Annotated in this window: 21 protein-coding genes; 6 read left to right on the forward strand and 15 right to left on the reverse strand. The window is 45.9% G+C overall.

Features of this window, described 5'->3' with window-relative positions:
• Window positions 1-134 precede the first annotated feature (134 nt).
• The gene (locus Q7S57_04635; protein MDO8512535.1) at window positions 135-971 is read left to right on the forward strand and encodes a WGR domain-containing protein; all 837 of its coding nucleotides are present in this window, start codon (window positions 135-137) and stop codon (window positions 969-971) included.
• 420 nt (window positions 972-1,391) lie between these two features.
• Here the strand turns inward: Q7S57_04635 and Q7S57_04640 are convergent, their stop codons facing one another.
• The 5 genes from Q7S57_04640 to rpmH all read right to left on the reverse strand — a co-directional run bounded on the left by Q7S57_04640 (window position 1,392) and on the right by rpmH (window position 3,637).
• Window positions 1,392-1,913 (reverse strand): R3H domain-containing nucleic acid-binding protein, encoded by a 522-nt coding sequence (locus tag Q7S57_04640; protein ID MDO8512536.1) that lies wholly within the window; start codon window positions 1,911-1,913, stop codon window positions 1,392-1,394.
• Window positions 1,914-2,045: 132 nt separating this feature from the next.
• On the reverse strand, window positions 2,046-2,783 hold the full coding sequence (locus Q7S57_04645) for a YidC/Oxa1 family membrane protein insertase (protein ID MDO8512537.1): 738 nt from the start codon (window positions 2,781-2,783) through the stop codon (window positions 2,046-2,048).
• Between the two features lie 4 nt (window positions 2,784-2,787).
• Entirely contained in the window at window positions 2,788-3,042 is a 255-nt protein-coding gene (yidD, locus tag Q7S57_04650) for a membrane protein insertion efficiency factor YidD (GenBank protein MDO8512538.1), read from the reverse strand.
• A gap of 79 nt (window positions 3,043-3,121) precedes the next feature.
• A complete protein-coding gene (rnpA, locus tag Q7S57_04655; GenBank protein ID MDO8512539.1) occupies window positions 3,122-3,475 on the reverse strand; it encodes a ribonuclease P protein component in 354 nt (117 codons plus the stop codon).
• Between the two features lie 12 nt (window positions 3,476-3,487).
• Window positions 3,488-3,637: a 50S ribosomal protein L34 gene (gene rpmH / locus Q7S57_04660; GenBank protein MDO8512540.1), complete on the reverse strand. Its 150-nt coding sequence runs from the start codon at window positions 3,635-3,637 to the stop codon at window positions 3,488-3,490.
• A gap of 392 nt (window positions 3,638-4,029) precedes the next feature.
• Between rpmH and dnaA the strand changes: the two genes are divergently transcribed.
• From dnaA to Q7S57_04680, 4 genes are all read left to right on the forward strand, one after another.
• Window positions 4,030-5,439 carry a chromosomal replication initiator protein DnaA gene (gene dnaA / locus Q7S57_04665; GenBank protein ID MDO8512541.1) on the forward strand — a complete coding sequence of 470 codons (1,410 nt, stop codon included), beginning with the start codon at window positions 4,030-4,032 and terminating at the stop codon, window positions 5,437-5,439.
• Between the two features lie 296 nt (window positions 5,440-5,735).
• A complete protein-coding gene (gene dnaN, locus Q7S57_04670; protein MDO8512542.1) occupies window positions 5,736-6,833 on the forward strand; it encodes a DNA polymerase III subunit beta in 1,098 nt (365 codons plus the stop codon).
• Window positions 6,834-6,947: 114 nt separating this feature from the next.
• A complete protein-coding gene (recF, locus tag Q7S57_04675) occupies window positions 6,948-8,051 on the forward strand; it encodes a DNA replication and repair protein RecF (protein MDO8512543.1) in 1,104 nt (367 codons plus the stop codon).
• 121 nt (window positions 8,052-8,172) lie between these two features.
• Complete coding sequence (locus tag Q7S57_04680; GenBank protein MDO8512544.1) at window positions 8,173-8,451, forward strand: hypothetical protein; 279 nt, start codon at window positions 8,173-8,175, stop codon at window positions 8,449-8,451.
• A gap of 309 nt (window positions 8,452-8,760) precedes the next feature.
• Here the strand turns inward: Q7S57_04680 and Q7S57_04685 are convergent, their stop codons facing one another.
• The 8 genes from Q7S57_04685 to Q7S57_04720 all read right to left on the reverse strand — a co-directional run bounded on the left by Q7S57_04685 (window position 8,761) and on the right by Q7S57_04720 (window position 17,879).
• Window positions 8,761-9,072, reverse strand: coding sequence for a hypothetical protein (locus Q7S57_04685; GenBank protein MDO8512545.1), 312 nt, complete (start codon window positions 9,070-9,072; stop codon window positions 8,761-8,763).
• 283 nt (window positions 9,073-9,355) lie between these two features.
• Window positions 9,356-9,685 (reverse strand): cyclic-di-AMP receptor, encoded by a 330-nt coding sequence (locus tag Q7S57_04690; protein ID MDO8512546.1) that lies wholly within the window; start codon window positions 9,683-9,685, stop codon window positions 9,356-9,358.
• Window positions 9,682-12,513, reverse strand: a complete 2,832-nt coding sequence (locus tag Q7S57_04695) for a PBP1A family penicillin-binding protein (GenBank protein ID MDO8512547.1) — start codon at window positions 12,511-12,513, stop codon at window positions 9,682-9,684. Before Q7S57_04695 ends, Q7S57_04690 begins: the two co-directional genes overlap by 4 nt.
• A 179-nt stretch (window positions 12,514-12,692) precedes the next feature.
• Window positions 12,693-13,988 carry a sugar-transfer associated ATP-grasp domain-containing protein gene (locus tag Q7S57_04700; protein MDO8512548.1) on the reverse strand — a complete coding sequence of 432 codons (1,296 nt, stop codon included), beginning with the start codon at window positions 13,986-13,988 and terminating at the stop codon, window positions 12,693-12,695.
• A gap of 190 nt (window positions 13,989-14,178) precedes the next feature.
• Window positions 14,179-15,684: a 7TM domain-containing protein gene (locus Q7S57_04705; GenBank protein MDO8512549.1), complete on the reverse strand. Its 1,506-nt coding sequence runs from the start codon at window positions 15,682-15,684 to the stop codon at window positions 14,179-14,181.
• Complete coding sequence (gene ruvC, locus Q7S57_04710) at window positions 15,681-16,172, reverse strand: crossover junction endodeoxyribonuclease RuvC (protein ID MDO8512550.1); 492 nt, start codon at window positions 16,170-16,172, stop codon at window positions 15,681-15,683. Before ruvC ends, Q7S57_04705 begins: the two co-directional genes overlap by 4 nt.
• A gap of 88 nt (window positions 16,173-16,260) precedes the next feature.
• Entirely contained in the window at window positions 16,261-16,977 is a 717-nt protein-coding gene (locus tag Q7S57_04715; protein MDO8512551.1) for a YebC/PmpR family DNA-binding transcriptional regulator, read from the reverse strand.
• A gap of 602 nt (window positions 16,978-17,579) precedes the next feature.
• Window positions 17,580-17,879, reverse strand: coding sequence for a hypothetical protein (locus Q7S57_04720; GenBank protein ID MDO8512552.1), 300 nt, complete (start codon window positions 17,877-17,879; stop codon window positions 17,580-17,582).
• A gap of 375 nt (window positions 17,880-18,254) precedes the next feature.
• On the opposite strand from Q7S57_04720, the gene Q7S57_04725 reads away from it, so the two are divergent.
• Complete coding sequence (locus Q7S57_04725) at window positions 18,255-18,833, forward strand: hypothetical protein (protein MDO8512553.1); 579 nt, start codon at window positions 18,255-18,257, stop codon at window positions 18,831-18,833.
• Window positions 18,834-19,048: 215 nt separating this feature from the next.
• Here the strand turns inward: Q7S57_04725 and Q7S57_04730 are convergent, their stop codons facing one another.
• Together Q7S57_04730 and Q7S57_04735 are read right to left on the reverse strand one after the other, a co-directional pair.
• Window positions 19,049-20,497, reverse strand: a complete 1,449-nt coding sequence (locus tag Q7S57_04730; GenBank protein ID MDO8512554.1) for a hypothetical protein — start codon at window positions 20,495-20,497, stop codon at window positions 19,049-19,051.
• Between the two features lie 4 nt (window positions 20,498-20,501).
• Window positions 20,502-21,917 (reverse strand): hypothetical protein, encoded by a 1,416-nt coding sequence (locus tag Q7S57_04735; protein MDO8512555.1) that lies wholly within the window; start codon window positions 21,915-21,917, stop codon window positions 20,502-20,504.
• Window positions 21,918-22,138 lie beyond the last annotated feature (221 nt).

Genomic DNA, 22,138 nt, shown 5'->3' on the forward strand with positions numbered 1-22,138 from the left:
AGACAGACCAGGGACCGACCCTGGACAGGCCTGTCCAGGGTCGGTCCCTGGTTGGCACATACAAATAAATTGATGCATCTTTTTAGCGTACCTTTTGATACACCAAGTGCCTACTTGACAAAAATTGCCTTTGGGTGTACAACTCACTATTGTTTTTTCGAAAATTTGGTTGGTGTTTTCAACTTCAACAGCGAAGGAAGGAAATTATGAGACTTGAATACCGAAATGCCGATGCAAACTCTAAGAAGTTTTGGGATGTGGTGTTAGGTGAGACGACTGTCACGGTGCACTTCGGAAGAATCGACACCGAAGGACAAACATGCCCGAAGGAGTTTGCGTCTCCTGAAGCAGCAAGAAAAGAGTATCGGAGACTCGTCTGTGAGAAGCTAGCCAAGGGCTACAAGCCCGCGGGCAACACAGTAAACAAGTTGCTTGCTAACGCAACGGTCGCGTCGGATCCCGCAGTGATTGATTCTCTCTACATCGGCGAAAACATTGAGATCGCGGTCATTCAGGACATCTGCGGATGGATGACTGCTTGCATCCAACACGGTATGATGCCAAAGCAGTTTGCGGGCACTTGGGAAAAGTTCCTGAAAGAAGAGAAGAAGGTAGAGGGACTCGGTCACACAAAAGTGCCCGTGGGGAAACTATTTTCGGAAGAGTTGTGGCTAGATGTCTGCGATTTCAGCGAGGGCGGACTGGATGAACTTTACGCCAAAGCCGTAGCAAAAGGCGGCGATCGGTTCATCTGGCATGACAATACTTCATACTTCTTCCTCGTTGCAATGCGTGGCGATCCGGGCGCACGCGCGATTGAACTCTGCGTTCTTCAAGAAGATGGATGCAAAGGGGACGACGGCCAATGGCTCAACGATTGGCCTGCTGAACTTGACCAGGGCGCTCCTATTGCGTCGATGTCGTTTGACGACGCGACGCTTCGGGACGGAAGAAAAATCGTCGCACCGTGATAGTCACACTATCACCACCGCCAAGACCCCCAAAGGTCAACGGCGGTTTTTTTTGATTTTCTTCGCAAAGAAAATCAATCCCCCATAGCCTTGGCGAAGGGGGATAACTTCAATTGTTATTGCGAACCTTCGACCGCTCACGGAGCGGAGCAAGGTTGCTCTGCTCCGTGAGCGGATTTGGTTGTACTAAAAACAAAATCGGTGACCGACCCCGACCGCGGGGACGGTCCCCGATAAACTTCTCAAATCTAAGCACCAAAAAGATAGAGGTATTTAGAGGACCTAAAGGAATTTAGCTTATGAAACTTTAACTTCTCAAATCCATATACTATATACCAAATACCAGATACAAATCTGGATACAGTAAAGGATATTATTTTAGAGGAAGAATATAGGAATCTACCCCCTACTCACTACTCCCTATACCTTCTGTTCTTGATACACTCCCGCCCCGGCCAACATCGGGTCGCGTGGACGAATAATCACCCGGCGGGCCGGGTCAATACCAACACTTGTTGTTTCGACACCCGTTTCTTCAAGTAAGGCCATATGTACAATCCGGCGTTCCATCGCGTTCATCGGTTCCAACGTAATCGCGTGTTGAGAAGAAACGGCACGACGAGCCGCATCACGGGACATCTTCTTCAAAAATTCCATCCTGCGCAAACGATAAGTATTTACATCCACCAGACAACGACATTCTTGAGGAAGAACGTCTCTAAGCAATAAGCGTAACACGTGTTCTAACGCTCTTAAGTTCGCCCCTCTTTCACCGATAAGTAACCCACTATGCTCTGTCACAATTTCCACCCACACGTGCGGTGAATCGTCTTTGCGGTGATCGCGACAGAAAACCGTACCCTCAATCCCAATTTTTGCTAATAATTCTTCGGCAACCGCGTTAACTTTTTCTGCTAAGTTATCCGTTTGTTCTTGGGGCATTTTTTGTGGGTTCCCAGTATATCAACTGCCAATACAAGCGTTCTTTAGAACGCTTGTTATTAACAGATACTGTTTAAGGATGAATTTAGTATTACGTTAATCATAGAATTTATTGGCCAAATAATTATTTAATTATTTGGCAGTTGTATTACTGGGTTCTTTATTGATAAGAATTTGCTGATAGATACCAAGGAGCGTTGTTACCACCCAATAAAGAGAAAGTCCGGCGGGGAAGCGAAGACCGATTACAACGGTGATGATTGGCATGACATACAGCGACTGCGTATTCATCATTGAAGCAATATCGGGCTCATCTGACTTTTTAACAGATGCCTGCTTTTTAGGCAACATCATTTTTGTTTGCACAAATTGCGCGATGCCGGCTGTCACCGCCAAAACAACGTTAGCCTTTGCCAAATCCAAAAAACCAAAAGCAATATGGTTGATTGTTTCCGGTTTGGCCACCCAAGAATAGAGTGCCGATAACGACTTTGGATCCAAACCATTAAAGAAAACCTGATATAACGCAATTAACACAGGGAGCTGAATAAGTAACGGCAAACAACCCGAGGCAGGATGCACTCCTTCTTCTTTATACAATTCCATCGTCTTTTTTGTCTGTTCTTCCTTATTCGGGTATTTCTTTTTTATTTCTTGCAACTTTGGTTGCAGGGCGGACATCGCTTTTTGGGAACGAAATTGTTTTGTAATTAACGGATACAGCACCAAGCGTACAAGCACTGTCAATAAAATTATCGCCAAACCAAGATCGTGAATCGGGAGATAGTTGTAAATTAAAATTAGGCCGTTAAACAGCGGTCGGTACAAAACTTCGTGAAAGACGAGGCCGATTGTTGCAAAGATATTCATAGTTTTACTTAGTTTTATTAATAATGTCTGGAACGGGGTCATATCCCCCGGCCGTAAAAGGGTTGCACCTGATAATTCGTTTTACTCCCATTAGTGATCCTCGAACAACACCAAAACGGTTGATCGCTTGTTTGGAGTAGTCCGAACAAGTTGGAGTATAACGGCAAACACCAAAAGGGAACAATACTTTGGCTATCCCATGGTCGGGAGATATAGTTTTTTGATATATGGTTATGATAAATACAAGAGTGTTTCGGATAATGCCCAATATCCAATTCCCAATTCCCAATGAAATTTCCAATGCCCAATTGCGCGCTGACTTCGGTTTCTCAAATTGGTTATTTGCCATTTGAGATAAGTGTGGCATCTTTTAATAATTTTTCAATTTCTTTTTCACAACCTAAAAAACTGTATTTCGCGAAAGGTTGCTGGGCCGACAAAACAATATCAACAGATACGACAAAAGAGGGGAGGAGTTTTTGAGCAGCCTCTCGCGACCACCTGGCCACTTTATTGCGTTCCACAGCCTTTTTAGAAATTTTCTTGCTCACCACAAAAGCAACGCGTGAGGTTTCGGCCCCGGCCACAATAAAATACCGCAAATTGAACAACTGACCGCGCCGGGACGAGCCCTTTGTGCGAACCCGCGCAATATCGCGCTCTAAATGTAAACGGTTGGCCCGCTTTAACATTGGCTACTTCGGCTACTTCCGGCGAGTTTTCACCGTCAGTCGCTTGCGTCCTTTTTGACGACGACGTCGAAGAACGTTTCTTCCGCCCGGAGTCAAGGAACGCTTGCGAAAACCGTGCGTCTTCGCGCGCTTGCGCTTCTTTGGTTGGTATGTGCGTTTCATGGAGTTGATTAATCTGCCTCATAAGGTATAGGAAAAGCCTTTATAGGTCAACATAAAGTCTTTAAATCCCAAAACCCAATGACCAATGACCAACAAAATCCTAAATAATAAAACCTACAATGTCTGCAATTTTGGTCATTCAAAAATTTTGGATTTTGTTGGGATTTGGGGTTTGGTCATTGGGATTTAAAAACTTAACAATGAATTACCAAGCCATAAATAAATGAATATTCCATTTTATCCACTCAAATCTGCATTTGTAATAATCCGCTGTCTTTGGCCATAGAAAACCACTAATTCACCCGTTTGTCCCCAGATTCACACAAGATATCCACAGCCTTATCCACTTTTGGGGTGGTTTTCCACTTTTAAAGCTGTGCTATAATCCTTTTGTGAATCAATCTCCCAACGAAAAAGAACTCTGGACAACCGCGTTAGGCGAAATTGAATTAGCTGTTAGCAACACAAATTTCAACACCTGGTTCAAAAATACCGAGTTTAAAAGACATCCTGATGGCACGACAACCATTTATGCCCCCAATTTTTTTAACCGCGAATGGTTGGAAAATAAATACAACACGATTATTTTAACAGCCCTTCAGCGGGTTGATTCCTCAATAAACAACATCCGTTACGAAGTCGCCCTTGGTGGCAACTATTCCGGAGGAAGTGGAAACTCGACAGTTTTACTAACAAAGAAACCTCAAGCTCAAACCCAAGAAAATTCATCTCAGCAACCAACAGCACAACAAAACCCCGCCAGCACGGATGAATATGATACCACATCAAACCTCAACGCTCGCTATACTTTTGATTCTTTTGTTATTGGCTCCCACAACGAACTGGCTTTTGCCGCGTGTCAGGCCGTCGCCAAAAAACCCGGCAATACCTATAATCCCTTATTTTTATACGGGGGAGTGGGGCTCGGAAAGACCCATTTGTTACAAGCAACCGGAAACGCCCTGATGAAAAATTTTGGCAAGAATGTCCTATATTCCACCAGTGAAAAATTTACCTCCGAACTAATAACCTCTATCGGCAAACGAACAACCTCCAATTTTAAATCAAAATACCGCGAGATTGACGTTTTAATCGTAGATGATATCCAATTTATCGCGGGAAAAGATAAAACCCAGGACGAATTCTTTCACACATTTAATGAACTTTACAGCTTAAACAAGCAAATAATTATCAGTAGTGATCGACCCCCCAAAGCAATCGCCACCCTGGAAGAACGCTTGCGCTCCCGTTTTGAAGGCGGAATGGTGGCCGATATCAGTATGCCCGATTTGGAAACCCGCGTGGCTATTTTAGAGAAGAAATGCGAGCAAAAAGGCGTGCATGTAATCCGCGAAGCACTCCAATATATTGCCACCCACGTTGCGCACAATATCCGCGAATTAGAGGGCGCGCTCAACCGCGTGCTTGCCACCAACCAATTAAACGGTACAACAATCACCCTCGAATCGGCTAAACACATCCTTTCCTCTACTTTTGAAACACCAAAAAAGAAAGCCGTGCATATGGATAAAGTGGTGGAAGCGGTCTGTGGTTACTACAACATCGTTCACAGTGAAATTTTCAGCAAAAGCCGGCGTAAAGAAATCGTCCGCCCCCGGCAAGTAGCAATGTATATTCTTCGAAAAGACAACGGCAGTTCCTTCCCAACCATCGGCACATCGTTTGGGGGGAGAGACCACACCACGGCGATGCACGCCTGTGAAAAAATAGAAGGGGAACTGGAAACGGATGACATTTTACAACAAGATATTATATTAATTCGCCAAAAGATCTACGCTTAATAATTAGGAACCCTTAACAACCTGTGGATAGCCTGTGGGGAAGTACAACAAAAGCTGTGAATAAAAAATAGAGGAAAAGTGGATAAACCTAAGGTTATTAACAGACGCAAAAAAACTTTTCCCCAAGATGCCCAAGATAACACTAAATAGTCCACAGCTTACGACTTTTCTCACAACCAATAAACAACAGCCGTTAGCCAAGAAAATCAAGTTAGACACAAATCCACAATACCAACAACAGTAACAAACGTAACTATTAATAAACTAACTACTTACAGAAAGGGATTGAGGATAATATGAAATTCACTTGTATCAAAGAACATTTAGTAAGAGCATTAAAGAATACGGCTGGTATCGCGGGACGAAATTCGACGTTGCCAATTTTAAGGAATGTTTTATTAAAAACAGAAAACGGTAGGCTTAAGTTTTCGGTAACTGATTTGGAAGTTGGGGTTTCCACTTGGGTAACAGGGCGGGTGGATGGAGAAGGTTCAACAACGATTCCATTGAAACAATTGGCGGAATATGTCCAAAACCTGCCCAATGAACATGTAAACCTTGAAACAGAAAAAGGGACATTGTTGATAACTTGTGGATCAGCGCGGGCTTCTTTTCAGGGAGAAGCATCGGAAAATTTTCCCTTAATTCCGACTGTTACCAGTGGAATCAAGTTTACGGTTTCGGCGACAAAGCTATTACAGGCGTTGGATCGCGTTATGTACGCGGCAGCCACAGATGATACGCGACCGGAACTTTCTGGGATTCTTTGGTTTAGTAAGGGTAATGTTCTAACTTTAGCGGCGACGGATTCTTATCGGTTGGCGGAAGTGCAATTGGAAATTAATGAAACTTTGGTGAATGATTTTCGGGTGATTTTGCCGTTGCGTACCACGCAGGAAATAAAAAGAATTTTGGATGGGGAAGAAACTGTTACTTTAATTCTGGCAGAGGGGCAGGCGCTGGTGGAAACACCCAATACGAGCCTTGTTTCCAGGCTGATTGAGGGTAATTATCCGGATTATCAACAAATTATCCCCGCCAAATCGGGTACGACGGCGTCGGTTTTGCGTTTTGATTTATTACGCGCGCTTCGCGGGGCCAGTGTGTTTAGTTATGGTGAGGTGAATAGTGTTTTAGTGGAAACCACGGATAAAGCAGTGAAGATCACGGCTACCGCTCAAGAAATTGGAGAAACTAATGCGGAAGTGGTAGCGGATGTTACAGGGGAGGCGACAAAAATCAGTTTCAACCCGCGCTTTTTGATTGATGCGTTAAATGGTGTGCCGGGGGAACGGGTGCGTTTTGGTTTAACGAATGCGGGGGTGCCGGCCCTTTTGATTCCGGAAGACCCGAAGGAGAAAACGGTGGCGTTGGTAATGCCGATCAAGAATTAGTTGTTTGGTTTTGCAAATTGTAGGGGCAATTCATGCCTGCCGGCCATAGCTTTAGCGACGGCTGGAATTGCCCCTACGGCGTTGATAAATAATTCACATTAGTTGATTAAAACAATGGTAAATAATAGAAAAGTTTTAATCACTCGTGTGGCTGCCCGAGATTTTCGTAATTATCAACAGGTGGAAGCGCTTTTGTCGCCCAAATGGACTGTTTTGTATGGAAAGAATGGCGCGGGGAAAACCAATTTTTTAGAATTGTTGGTTTTAAGTTTGCAAGGGGTAAGTTTCCGTGGCAAATTGCGGAATTTATTACGTTGGGAAACTGCTGAAACAAAAATTGTGACGGAAATTGAAGGTGATTTGAAGATTTCAACACGTGTTTTTTTTGACGCGGGGAAAATCAAACAAGAACGTCTGCTTGATAATCACTCGGTAGAATCTTTTGAAGAAATTGTTCCACCGATTGTGCTGTTTTTACCGCAGGAAGAGTATTTGTTGGATAGTCCGGCCGGACGACGAAAGATATTAAGTCGCGGTCTGATTTTGCAGTCACAAACTTATCGCCAACATTTTGGGCAATATGTGAGAATTCTTAAACAACGCAATTCGCTGTTACGTTTTAACCGTGGAATTGGGGCCAGCGATGAGTTGTCTGCTTGGACCGAAGCAATTGTGGAGCCGATGTTGCATATCTGGAAGATGCGGAAAAAATTTCTAGACGTGCTTAATAAGAACCTGCCCGAGACCATAAAAAGCCTGGGTGGAATAAGCCTTGCCCTGCATGCTGAATTATCTTTTGGGGGTCTTACTCAAGAAGATTTGGAACCTTCGGCAGAGCGCATTTTTGCGCGTTTCAATGAACTGGCAATTCGAGAAAGTGAAATGGGTTCTACATTAATCGGACCGCATCGCGATTTGTTTCGGTTTGTACATGAGGGGCATGATGCTTTACCGCTTTTATCGCGTGGGCAACGACGGTTACTTCTTTTAGCGTTGCATATTATTGAGGGTGAGTATGCCGGGGAGTCGCTTGGGGTAGAGCCGATATTTATTTTGGATGATATTTTTAGCGAGCTAGATTCTTCACACAGGGAAGCGATTGGGTCGGCATTAAAAGATTGCCAGGTGGTAGCCACGACGGCGGATAGAAAAATTCTTCCCAAATTAGCAGGGAGTACGGTGTACTATGAGGTGGAGAAGGGAACAATACAAAACTAATTTTCAATGAACAATTTTCAATTTTCAAATAATTACCAATTATCAAAACGACGTCGTCGTTTGGAAATTGAATTTTGGAAATTATTTGAAAATTGGGTATTGGTAATTGGAAATTATTAATATGGTTCTCACTAAACTAAACATCACCAACCGAGTAATAAAAAAGCGGGCATTGGAGCCCGAAGATCTTCGCCAGGCTTTTTTGCGTTCTGCAAAAGACAAGTGGGGAGAAAATTGTCCTTTGGTAGTGAAAAGCGCGAAAAACGGCGTTATTCGCCTCTCGGCCCCGTCCGCCCCGTGGCGCACGGAAATGCTTTGGTCGCGCCAAGAAATGTTGGAGAAAATCAATTTATCTTTGAGTGAGGAGGCTTGTAAAAAGATTACCGTCTGGTGGGAGTGATGTGAGGAAACAGGTTGGCAGGGACGAAGCGATTCCCTCCCTTTTTCAAGGTTGCACACGCATCGGCGGTGTTACCTTGATAGGTTAAAGGGCGAGGGTGGGTTTTAGATTTGTATATGGTATTTGGTATATAGTATATGGAATTGAGAAGCTGATAATAAAATTAGGGTGTTTCCTTTTAAGGAGACTCCCTAATTTTTATTCGTATTCATTTTGTATCGATATATCGATACAAAATTATAGTTTAACAAGAAAAAAACCGACCTCAAGGTTCGGTTGATGTGGTTGACGGGGTCCGTTTGCGCTGGTTCATTTCATCCAAAGAAAGTCCTTGCCTTCGGCTTCGATGACGAAGGTGGTGCCAGCGCGTGAAGTAAATTTGCAGTAGACAATTGGGCCCGCGTCGGTGCCCTCGATCAAATCGATGCCCGAGATGCATCCACAGACCAGGTTTGCTTGGGGGTGCCCAAGTGTCATGGCTATTATTGTCAGGGACGCGGTTTCAACTGCGAATGTTCCTCCGGGCTGACCTGTGCACAGGATCGTCCCTGTTGGAAGAAGGATCACTGGAATCAAGTCCATGTTTTCCCGGATTGTCTTGATTTTTTCTTTAAGAAGCACGGCGGGGGTTCCTTTTTTTGACCAAGGTACTCATCACGCAACGCGCGTGATTTAACAAAGAATTATACTCCAAATTTTGGTTTTGGTTGGCTGTTTTTGGTTTCTGCTGATGGATGTTGCTTCGTCCATCGGTGACCGACCCCGACCGCGGGGACGGTCCCCGATAAACTTCTCAAATTCAGATACTATATACCAAATACCATATACAAATCTAAAACCCCACCCCGCCTCCCCTTGAGCAAGGGGAGGAATACGCGTCCCTGACATCCTGACCGCCTGTCCCCTAGATCTTAATCTTCTCTGCTACGTCTAAAACCAGGATCGTCGCTCCACCCACCGTGATGTCTGTTTTTGATGGCAATCCGATGCTTTCAATTTCGCCTGTGGCAAAACCTGTATCGATTGTTTCGGTTCTCGACTGGCAGTTTTCCTTGATTGTTTTTTTAACGTTTTCCACTTGAACGTCTTCGGCACCGATTAAGAAAGTCATATTACTACGGCGCAGAAAACCGCCCTCACTTTCCATCGCCGTGACGGAAATGTTTTGCTTGCGCAACGCTTGTAAAAGTTTGTGGCTGTCTTCTTTGTGGATGAAAGCAACGATTAATTTCATGGAATTGTGACGGTTATGGGTGAAGATTGGCCTTTTGTACCGCTTTTACTTACGGCCACCGCCCAAAGACTGTAGGCGCCTGGAGCGGGCAAGTCGTTCCACTGAACAGCATAGACATTGTCGCCCGTATTGATGTTGGTTTTGCCAATACTGATGCTTTTTTTTGGGTTGAGCAGTGACATAAATAATTCTACGCCGGTGATGCTGGTTTTGCTTGATGCGTTGATGGTGACTTTGTAGGGGAAATCGGTCGCGGTGAGCGTGCTATTCGGCCATGGTAAAGAAATGGAAACTTTGGGGATATCGATGCCCGGGTTGATTTGAATAGTTTTCTTTCCTTGTCCAAGCATGTTATTTTCCGACGTGGCGCGCGCGCTCAAGACAAATTGGCCGGCCGTAGTGCTTGCGGGGAAGCGATACAAAACTTCCCAGGGCTCACTAGTTTTTTCAGCGATTTTTTGGTCATTCACGAAGAATTCCACTTTTTTAATCGCATTCGGCGATTCGATCGCGACGGATAGTTTTAATGGAGATTTGAAAATTTCATTATCTTCAGGCGAGACAAAAGAAACCTTGGGTTGGTTTTCCAGCAGAGATGGATCGCATGACGCATCCGGCAACTTGTCGACATAATATTTGGGGTCATCGGGGTGGTCTTTATTGTACTTATCGCGCCATGATCCAACGCCCGCTTCCCACCGCGAGAACATCGGATCACTTTGCGGGTTGGCGGCAGGGCCGTTGCTTAACGGATTATTTTTATCCACGAAATACAAAATTGAATGGAAAGAGACAAATTCTACAGGTTTTCCAATCGGCACAGAACAATCTTCCGGCAAAATTGTTCCCGAGGCGCGATCAAGCAAATATTTTTTTGTGGGAAGTTTACCTCGTAACACTTGATCGTTCGTTTCAATCGCCCTTGGTTTGGTAAACCGTTCGATTGGTGTGTTTGCCAATACTGTTTTCATAAAATTATTCCAGATTGGCGCGGCTACCACCACGCCGTCTTCCTGTTTGGTAATCGGGGTATTGTCATTATTGCCCACCCAAACACCGGCCACCAAACTGGGAGTGAAGCCGACTGTCCAACCATCACGAAAATCTTGGGCCGTACCGGTTTTGGCGGCCACCGGTCGCGCGCCCATTTGCAATGGACTGCCGGCGCCAAACGTCGGCGTGCGAGCGTTGTTGTCGGACATGATATCGGTTACTTGGCGGGCAATTTCGGCTTCCAGTACGCGCGTTTCGACGGCCGGCACCTTATTGGCATCGTATAGAGATCTTCCCCCGGCGTCATCGATTTTTAAGATGGATCGACTTGGACGGCGTAGACCCTCGCTTGCAAAAACACTGAAGGCGGAAACAGAATCGACGAGGCGTACTTCACCGCCACCCAACGCCAATGACAAACCGTAACGCACCGGGTCGGTAAGTGAGGTAAAGCCCATATCACGCGCTAAGGTTAGCGTGTCGTTGAGGCCGGCGAGGTAAAGCGCTTCAACGGCGGGAATATTCAGCGAACGCGCCAATGCTTGGCGAACGGTCACCGGGCCATTAAATCTTTTATCAAAATTGAACGGCTTGTAGGCTTTATCTACGGTGCCAAAATCAATTGGCACATCGGCCAGCATTGTTTCGGTGGTGAACCCTTTTTTCAGGAGGGAGGCGTAAACAATCGGCTTAAAAGATGACCCGGGGGAACGCGGGCGAATGGCCACGTTTACATTGCCGTCATTTTCCGTATCAAAATAGTCGACACTGCCTACCATGGCTACGATGTCGCCGTTTTTGGGGTCGATTGCTACTAATGCCGCATTTTTCGCGCCGTATTTCAGATTTTTTGGGGCTTGCAAGGCGATGGCGTCTTCGGCAGAGCGTTGCATCTTTGCATCAAGGGTAGTGATAACTTTTAATCCACCGGCGTCTACTAATGTGGCGCCAAAATCTTTTTCCAATTGTTCACGAACATAGAAAACAAAATGGGGTGCTTGAATACGGTCGATTTTTGATTTAAAAGTTAGTTTAACTTGTTTGGCTGCTTCAGCTTCGTCTTTGGTGATATAGCCCTGCACGGCCATTTGATCGAGCACTAATTTTTGGCGGGCGTAAAGTTTTTCCGTGTTGGAACCGAAGGGAGAGTAGAATGTTGGCGCTTTGGGAAGGGAGGCGAGTAACGATGCTTGCGGAAGCGACAAATCCTTGGCGGAGGTGCCAAAAAAGGCTTGCGCGGCAGATTCAACGCCACTGGTGTTCGAGCCATAGGGTGTGATATTAAGATATGTTTCAAGAATTTTGTCTTTGGAAAGTTTGTTGTCTACCTCCAACGCCAAAATTGCTTCCCGCGCTTTGCGGGTAAGGGTTCTTTCCGGCGAAAGCATTGTTTGTTTTATCAACTGTTGGGTAATGGTGGAACCGCCCTGTAACGATTTGCCACGAATATCCGCCCAAAGGGCACGAAAAATTCCTCGGAAACTAATCCCGCCGTGTTTATAGAAATCTTTGTCCTCGATGGCAACCGTGGCGTTTTTGAGGAAGGGAGAAATTTCGTTGAACGGTTTGTAGGTGCGACGAATTTCACCAAATTCATAAAGGACGACCGTGCCGGTGCGATCAAATATCTTAGTGGATTCAAGTCCGCGTTGCTCGCCTAATTTGCTGGGATCGGGGATGCCGGAAAAGATGTAGCCGGCATAGCCAAAACAGACAATAAAGATGGCAAAAACAGCGTAAATGGCTAATTTACGGAGCGGATGCTTACGCTTAATAATGCCTCGGTTATGTGGCGGATAATCTACCCCATTAGTCGTAGTGCGTCGAACGGGCATTTCTAGTAGGAGCTTAATACAATAATGGAGTATATACAAGAGGTAATAAATTCAGCTACCAGCCAAGGAAACGACGCCCAAAATGTCCAATTTCTAATTCCTAATTTCTAATGAAATTTCCAAATGCCCAAATGCTCGCTAAAAACAATCGAGTAATTGGCAGGAATGACAGCGTTACACTACTGTCGCGCTATTCGTTTTATCTGTGGATCTATCAAGAACGGTCCCAAATCGCGGCGACCTATTAGTAATTCGTGTTTTAAGTGGCCTCTGGCGGCGATGGTTACTTCTGTAGAAATTTGTTCGCCACCTAAAATAATTTGTAAGGGGATCACTTGGCGTTCTTCTTTACCCAAGGCGCTTTTAATAATTTTGCGGTGTACTAGCCCGCTTTTGAGTAAGCCATATTCTTCGGCTAGGTCGCGGTCGATGGACGAACGGTAGGCACCCGTGTCGATTTTGGCGATATAGTTGTGCGGGTTCCCTTCCGCGTCAAAAATCAAGACATTTTCGCGCACGCCGACGCGCTTACGTTTCTTTTCGGTGTTGGGTTGGGTGTATAAAGAAAGGGCGACATCCACGGCATGTTCCGGTGTGCGGACCGTTAATTCTTCTATGCGACGTAAGCGATCCCGCAATGTTGTGCGGTTGGCAAGTTGGATAGAGAGTCCCGGGCGAGAATTGGCTTCCAAAACCATCGGGCCTTCTTCGCGATCGACGGCGATGTCAATGCCGGTGTAGCCGAGGTTTAAAACACTGGCCGTTTTGGCGGCGAGGTGCAAAATTTCTCGGAAGTTTTCCAAAATAATATCTGAGAGTGGCAGGCGTGTGTCCGGATAATTGGTGATATATTTGTCGCGTAAAATCGCGGTGGTAGTCCGTCCCGTTCCCAAATCAATTCCGCAACCGATACCGCCCATGTGTAGGTTCGCGCGACCGCGGGAATCGGGAGTGGGAAGACGGAGCATCGCCATTACCGGCACAAAGTTGGCAACAAGAATACGGATGTCCGGAATGCCGCCTTTGGAAAAAGGTTTGATCTCGCGTTGAACTTTAATGCGTTGTTCGAAAAAAGCGATATCGGGGACATTGTTGATGGAAAAATTTCCGTCTAAAATATCGTAGGCGCGCTCGCGAATATCGGCTAAATCGACGGGGGTGCGATCGGATTTTACCCAGTGTCCGCGTTTACTGCGACCGAAAACCACCATAATACCGGCACCGCCGTATCCGTAGTTTGGTTTTAAGACAAAACTTTTAGGCAATTTGGACCAATCAAAATTTTCAATATCACTGTGTTTGCGGATGATCCCATAAAGGCGAGGGGTGGGAATGCCGTGGCTGATCAATAAGTTTTTTGTGGCGAGTTTGTCATTGGCCACTTTGGCCGAGATCACGGAATTTAACGGTCGCATAAATTGCAGAATCCGGGCATTCATGCCCAGGACGTTACGGCGGCGTTTAAAGAGTTTCATGGGCGTCTGGGTTTATCAAAACCAAAATCCGTGAAAAAAATCTTTTGTGTGTACACTCCGTTTAATGCCGAACTGCGGCATTAAACTCGCTCTTCGCGCTCGCCCTGCTGGGCGAGTCGCAAGGCCACACAAAAGACATTTTCCACGGATTTTGTTTGCACCTAGTTCAAAACTTTTCATCTTTTATAAGCTAACTCTTTCCTGGAAATAAGATCTTACGGAAGCGGAAATATTCGGTTAGACGGAGTCCTGTCCAGCGACCTAATAAAATATTTAATGGAATAGTAATGAGAATAACCTCCGGGAAGCCTACTACCAAAGATTGTAATGCGTCCCATTGAACAATCAGTGTCGAGACAATGGAGAGAAACAGTGTTTCTACTGTCAGTTGTGTTGCCTCACGAAAACCCAAACGAATTTGTACTTCCACGAATTGTTCGGCCAACGACACCAAAATAAGAATAGGGAAGACGGAAAAAACTAAGACGCCAGTTTGCTTGAGAACAATACCGCTGATGGCAAATAATCCTAAAACCGCAAAAGAGGTGGCCGTGAGCACTAATGCCATGCGGGGTAAATAGAGCAAGCGAAAACCACGCAAAAGATAGCGTGAGGCGGTAGCGGCAAGCAGTACGACAACAAAAATAATTAAACCGTATTTAAGGCCAAGCGCGAGAAAAGAAAGTGTTACGGCGGCGGGAGTAAAAATACCGAAAGCCTTCATCCCAATAACCTGACGGGAGAAAGCGAGTAGGGTGGCGATGATGGGGAGCATTAAAACTAAGATGATGCTGGAAGTCGGTACGCCCCAGTTTACGAGCACATTTACGGCGTAAGACAAGGCGTTCCAGGGCATAAGGCGCGAAACGGCGCGTTCACTGTATGGACCGAGGTTCCAGAATGGTGTTCCTTGGGTGCGGATCGCGGTTAAGGCATCATCGGCGGTGCGTGTAGCGACAAGAAGTGGTAGTGTTTCTGTGCGAGCGAGTAATACGTACTGTGGTCGCAAAACGTTGAAGGCGGTTTGGGCGGGACGGGCGACAATGGAAAAAGCTTGGTCGGTAAGAAGTACGACGCCTTTTTCCTCCATATGCATTTTGCGTTTTGCTTCCGGTAGATCTTTACTTAGTAGTTGGCCGATGTTGGAAATAATATCTGTTCCGCGTGTGCCGTTGGTCCAAACAAAAATTAATTGGGCGCGTTCCAAACTCGTGCGTTTGTCGATAAACTGTTGAGCGATACCGTCGGCTACTGTTGTGGAGGAGTTTTGGGGAACAATTGTTGTTAAGAGAACATCTTGCTCGGACGCCGATTCTTTCAAAGATTTAATTTTTTCTTCGGGGACAGTTTCATCGATCGTTAAAATATTTTCTGTTCGAAAAACGTGGACGCTGGTGTTAGTTTCTTGCGTTTGGTCGCCCGCATTGATTGTAAGTTTTACCGCGTAAGAGCCGGCGCGTTTGTACTGATGCGTGATTCGTTCCCCCGTTGCTTGGGTGCCATCACCAAAGGTCCAATAGTATGTTGCCGTTACATTAGATGGAATAACAGATTCCGATGCATCAAATTGTGCACTGTCTCCGATTAATACATCTTGCGACTGACCCGCTTTGGCGGAGAAATTATCCTGCGCTAAAGCAAAATTGGCTGGAAACAGAAGAATAGCAACGACAAAAAGTTGAAAATATTTTTTCATAATTTGAAATGAGATAAACCAACAAACGCCAAAGCCAACGCATCCGCGGCGTCGTCCGGTTTGGGTAGAGTTGTTAAACAAAAAAGTTTTTGCACCATAATTTGAACCTGTCCCTTGGTTGCTTTGCCATATCCGGTAACTCCCATTTTAACTTGTTGTGGCGAGAGTTCCAGTAAGGGTAAATTGTTTTGTGTGATGGTGGTGATAATCATCCCGCGCGCTTCCGCGACGGCAATACCGGTGCGAATATTTTTTGAGAAAAAAAGTTTTTCCACGACGGCCCCGGTTGGTTTGTGTGTAGTTATTATTTTTTGCAACTCTGTTTGGAGTACGGCTAGGCGAGTGGCTTGGGCGGTTTTGGGTGGGGTGGAGACACAACCAATGGCGTGACAAATAAATTTCGTGCCTTGTTGTTCTGCAACGCCAAAACCCATGCGTCCCGTTCCAGGATCGATGCCTAACACTTTAACCGCTTGCTTAGTAATCATACGAACTTGTGTGGTGGGGGATTCCCTCCCTTATTCAGGTTGCACACGCTTCGGCGGTGTTGCTCTGATGAGAAAGGGCGAGGGTGGGTTAAGCAGGGACGGCATTAGTGGTAACTCCGGCCACGTCCGCGTGGTCTTCTAAAATTTCCATAAGTTCTTGTAGTTTATTGTACTCGTTTTCTGCTAAAGCAATCGATGTTTTTGGGTGCATCATCAGTTCACTGGAGGTAATTTGGTATTTTTTGTTTTTGAGACTTTCGGTGATGGCGTGTAGTTGTTCGGGGTTTGTAATTACTTCCAACATTGTTTCATCGTTATCGATTTCTGACGCTCCGGTATCAATCGCATCGAGTTCGGCCTGTTCAATATCGGTTACATTCTCAATAAAAATTTGTCCGCGTCGTTCAAATAACCACTGCATACTGCCCGGTTCGGTGGGGTGACAGCCGTGGTCGCCAAGCAATTTTCGGAGTTCGCCAAAAGACCGATTGCGGTTATCTGTCACGACATCAATCAGTAACGCACTGCCACTTAAACCGCGGGCGTCGATGGTTAGTGATTCTAATGTTGTTCCATCTTCATTTTTAGCGGCGCGTTCAACGGCGCGTTCGATATTGTCTTTCGGCATGTTTTCGGCCAGGGCGCGGTCGATGGCCATGCGTAACTTAAAATTTGTAGTTACATCAGTTCCTTCTCGCGCGGCAATCGTAATGTTGCGGGAAAGTTTCGAAAAAATCACGCCACGCTTAACATCGGTGACGCCTTTTGCGCGCTTAATTTTGGCCCATTTGGAGTGTTTCGACATGACTTGCTTTCGTCAAAATTGTGGCAGGAGAAGGTGAATTTGTAAAGATGATGAAAAATAGGTTCACAGGTTAAGGAAATAGCCGTAGCGGTCACATCGAAGGTGGCCATTTCCCCCTTCGCGCAAGGCTACGGAGGACAGGCATGGCTTCCTTCGATGTGGTTTAGGTTCGCGTAACGTCGTTACGACGCTACTAACCAACACCACTTCCGATGAAGTACTTCGGTACCACATCGGAAGTGGGTGCGACGATTCAAATCTTTCCACGACCTGTGAGCCTACACATTTTTCACTACACATTTTTCACTTGACATTTTCCCCTTATTTAATATACTAAAGGTAATACTCACGGAAAAGACCCTTGCCGAGTTCCGTCTCAGTCGGGGGCTTTTTCTTTTACGGTCACAAGCCGTCGTTCCAGAATTGGTAAAGAAATTTACTAAAAATGAAATGGGCGAAAATGCCCTACGTCGTCACGCCCTGCGGGGCGGGCTTCTACCCTTCGCCAGGGCTTCGGTGTGGCATGGTGCAGGGTTATTTTATTTTGCGGATGCAAAATAAAATAAAAAAAGCCGCGCGTGGTGGCGGCTGGGGGCGCAGAATTAGAAGGTGATGCGGCGAAGAACGATCGATCCGTTCTCAATTGATATGGTGGCCACATCGCCCTCAATGAAAATCGGGCGTTCGTTGCTTTCAAAACCAATAAAGTCGCTTTTGTTGAAATGATGTACGACACGAAATCGACGACCCTCCAATTCGGCGGTCAGTACAACTTTCCACGGCTCCGAAGAATTGGCGATCGTGGCAATTTGCACCGATACGATCGTGGCCTGTGGTGTCCCGGAAAAACTGGCGATAATTTCTTCGGGTGTGGTGGGGGAAGTTTTTTTGGCGACGGCCATCTCGATTTCCTTTCTCGTTTAGTGATAGAACAAACAATCCGACCGACACGAAAATGTACAAAAACATGAGTGAGTTGTCAATGACACAAATCTGATATTTATCACAAAGTAGTGTGAGACATATTTATTTAATAAATCCATATACTATATACCAAATACGATATACAAAACTAAATCCCTCCTCGCCTCCCTTTGAATAAAGGGAGGAATTGTCGCGCATTTGTACCACTGAATTCTCCGTTTGCCCTCTTTCGGCTTCTTTCGTACACTAAAGGGGCGCATTTGATCTTTAAACATCTGGAGGGATGTTATCTTTTTTGGCATCGCCAAAAAAGATAAAAACTAAATAACCTAACAAGAAGGGAGGTGAGTGTTATGACAGAAGAACAAAAAGATACGGAAGGGATTGTCGAACGTCTTCGCAACTCCCCAAGAACGGTTTCCACGATTATCGTGATCCTCATTATTGCCGGTGCCATCTTCGCTTTCTCCGATCGGAAGCAGACGGGCGTTACTCCATCTCCGGAAGCTACAGCGGAAGTGCCGTTGGAAACAGCGTCCGCAACACCGACCGCATCCGCAGTCGCGGATAAAGACGGAAAAGTGACGGCCGTAAAAGCAACGCCGGTGCCAACTCCATTACCGCAGGCCAAGGAAACTGCCGAAGTGTATACGGAAGTGGCCGTGAAAGGGCAAAGCATTACGGTTTTGGCCAGAATCGCGACAAAGCGCTACATGGATACCAATGAAGCCTATAAGGGTTTGAACAACGAGCAAAGAGTCTATGTTGAGGACTATTTGAAAAAGAATGTAGTACGTCAACCGCTTAAAGTCGGTGGAGAAGTAACATTCTCGAAGGATTTGATCAAAAAAGGAATTGAAGCGAGTCAAAAGTTGACAGATGCGCAACAAAAAAACCTACAAAAATACGCGCAACGCGTGAAGTGGAATTAATCCATTACACCACTTGCCACAATTTTTTCTCGCAGTCGGTTATCTATTAACTGAATTGGCTATCGTTGCTGGACAACGGGGCTAATTCGGATGTCGGAAATCGGGTGTCGGAAATCGGCCGCCCATCTGGGCGAGCCTCGCCCTGCGGGGCGGGTGATCGGCATAAAAACAGCCCCGTCGCGGGGCTGTTTTTTATACTTATTATCGCTTGAAGCCTAGAGATCTCTGACGTTTGTTCCCGAGGTGGAATCTGTTGCGTTGACCTCAACACTTTCCAGTTTGCTGTCCACGCCATTCTTTGAACAAAAGAGGGTATAAGTATTTATTCCCGACGCGGGATACACAATTTTTGTTCCACGTGAGTTTTTGTCATTTGGTTGTTGGCTGGCCCAATCTGTAGGGTTGGTACTTGGGGCGGTACAAGAGTCCGCATAAGTTGACGACCAATCCAGGGTTACACTGTTTCCCTTGTTGACTGTGGCTGAATCTGCCAAAACACCGTCGCCGACATAGACCCCTAAACTGGCAATTGGAGTATCTTGAGTCGCTGGTGGTAGAATTACGGGTGGATCTGTCGCTGGTGGCGGAGTTATAGTTGTCCCTTGTTCCACAGTCATGTTTTTTGTAAGACAACCCTGTCCACTAGAATCCGGGCAAATTTTGTAACGATGTACACCGTTAACCCCAAAGACAGCCGTCCAAGCATTTGTCCAAATGTTGTAGTCTTCGGCTCCGACCGCTAATGATAGATGATGTTGGGTGGCAGGAACGCTTTGGTCCCAAGTGCCGTCTGCGTCAACATCGATGAATAGAATGGGAGTAAACGCCACAGAAGCAATATTTCCTTTATTTTTAATTGTGGCATAAAAACCAACACTATCTCCTGTGGATGGGGAGGCGGGGGTAGGATAAGTAGGTTCGATGACCTCGAGGGCTGCGGTGGGGGCGACGCAGTTGATGGTGGCGGTGGACTTCATCGTTGGTTCATATGGCGCAACCTGTGTGTTTTTCCATGAAATATTTTTTACCTTACGCACCAGCGTTACCTCGATTGATTCTGGATTATTGGCCGGGATTACGCACTCTCCCATATTTGCGTTCAAGGTCGTACAAGACACCCCCGAATCGCTTGATGACCATGTGTCTGACCAAACTCCTTCGAGCGGGGCATAAGTACAGGCCGTTCCCAAATCAGAACAAGTAAGCCCCTCCGTATGGCCTAGCCATTTTTTTCCATCAGTTAAGTTGTCATTTAAATATTCTACCGCGGGCGATCCATACCACTCCGTCATATTTCCAAAAACTTCGCCATCAGCAGAGATAGGCATTTTGAAAGTGCCGCCCTTTGAACAGTCAAAACCGCTAGACCCTATCTTGATGTTAGGGTTAAGAGCTGTTGGGGTTAGCAGTAGTACTTTTGTGCTAACGCTTGCTTTTAAGAGGTACCAATAATCATTCGCAGGTCCGGGTGTGCTTGTCATTCCCCACCATGTGAAGCTAAAAAAATAATCGCTTCCGCCGGGGCAATTGGCGGTGCAAGTGAAACCGGCATCAACCGGTGTCGACCCTTGCGCGCCCACTGTTTTCGTATCCGTAAACAGGATTCCTACCACCGCAATAGCAAGGACAATGATTGATAGATTAAAAAATAGTAGTTTCTTCATAGCATTATTGGTAGTTAGAATTATTTATTCCCGAATCCCTTTTCTTGATATACAGCATCACACCACCAACCAAAATCAACACAAGCAAAACAATCGGCAAACCGTAGACGATGCCATTGTTTCTCGGCGTGACTGGAGTAACCGGTACGTTCTTTGGAGTAACAGCAGCCTTAAACCCAAACATACTCGGTTCATAATTAACCGTATGCTTATCGGTAACCACCCCCGTGGCATTCGTCGCTTGCGCGGAAACAGAGAAACTCTTCATTAACTGTTCTTTGGTTAACGGCAAAAGGATCGTTGCCATCCCGGTTTTGGAGATAGCATCTGTTTTCTCCGACAACACTTTGCCATCAGCTTCAATCTTCGTTGTCACGCTACCGTTTGTCTCTCCGAAAGTGCCATTCAGACCACAAGCAACCACTTCCGCTGAACCATCGGCATTAACCTTACCCACACCGGCAAAGATCAAACGTGGTGAATCACCGCCAACAGGAAAGCGAACCTTTAGAAGAGAAGGCAACATCTGTTTATTCTCCGGTTGCGCAGACAATTGCAACTGATAGACCCCTTCAACCGGTTTATCCCACTGGAAGTTAACCGGTACGGTTTGTCCCGGCTTTAGCGTCACCACCTCCGTTGTTTCCGACAAAGGTTTGGTCTGATCCGCATCACTCCAGTTATAAAGCTTCTTCGTGAGATTGATGTTGACCGAGCGCTTGTTGTTATTCTCCAGTTTCAACTTAGCACTGACAGTCACCGGTTTATCTGTTGCAAGGGTAGGAGGAACGGATCTTAAACCCAACGGCTTGCCATTAAGCAGGACGGATGAACGATCAAAAGATACCGCTGTTTCAATCCCCGCGCTCTTCACGGTGAATAGTACTGAACCACCGGTGGCGTTAGCGATAAAGGGTAGTCCGGCCATACTGTAGCGTCCGGCGGCTTGATAAAAGAATTCCACCCGATAAGTACCGGCAGGCGCCAGAGCGGGAACAGTCCACTCAAAATTAAACGGCTTACTTTCATTTGCCAAAAGCATCATCCCATTCATTGGGATATCTGCTACAAACGGATGCCAATCACGCTGTTCTACCTTTGTATCTTGGCGCAAGACACGCACTAATACTTGTCCATCGGGAAGAGGGTATTCATTATTGTTTTTAACAGTACCGGTAACCTTCAGCTTTTCTCCCGGGTTGGTAACTTGATTATTACTCGTCTGATCAAAAGAGAAGACAACACTGCCGAAGCGGTAACGATCGGAACATTCTTTTCTGGCAAGATCAACGGGAGCAGAGGGGGTGGCAGATGGGGAAGGAGGTGCCGGGGGAGTTTTTGCAATAACAGAAAACAAGGGCAGTGCTAAAAGAGCGCATAGCACGGGTACGATGTATTTAAGCTTTGTGTTTATGTGCATTTTGTTATTTAATCAATTAACTTTTAATCTATCGTTTAGTTTAGCACAGATTAAAAGGGAGGAGAAGGTCGGACTGCTATAGCGGTCCGACCTCGTATCGTTAGTAGTATGAATAGTTTAAAATACACTCCGGAGAGACCGCTGTCCGACCATCGAAAGACCGGGTCAGCCGGTCGGTTCGCTTATCAAGACTCGGCGCCTCCGGAGTGTATTCGCAGTCT

Source organism: bacterium (assembly GCA_030647555.1).
In the GTDB taxonomy this organism is placed as follows: domain Bacteria; phylum Patescibacteriota; class Andersenbacteria; order UBA10190; family CAIZMI01; genus CAIZMI01.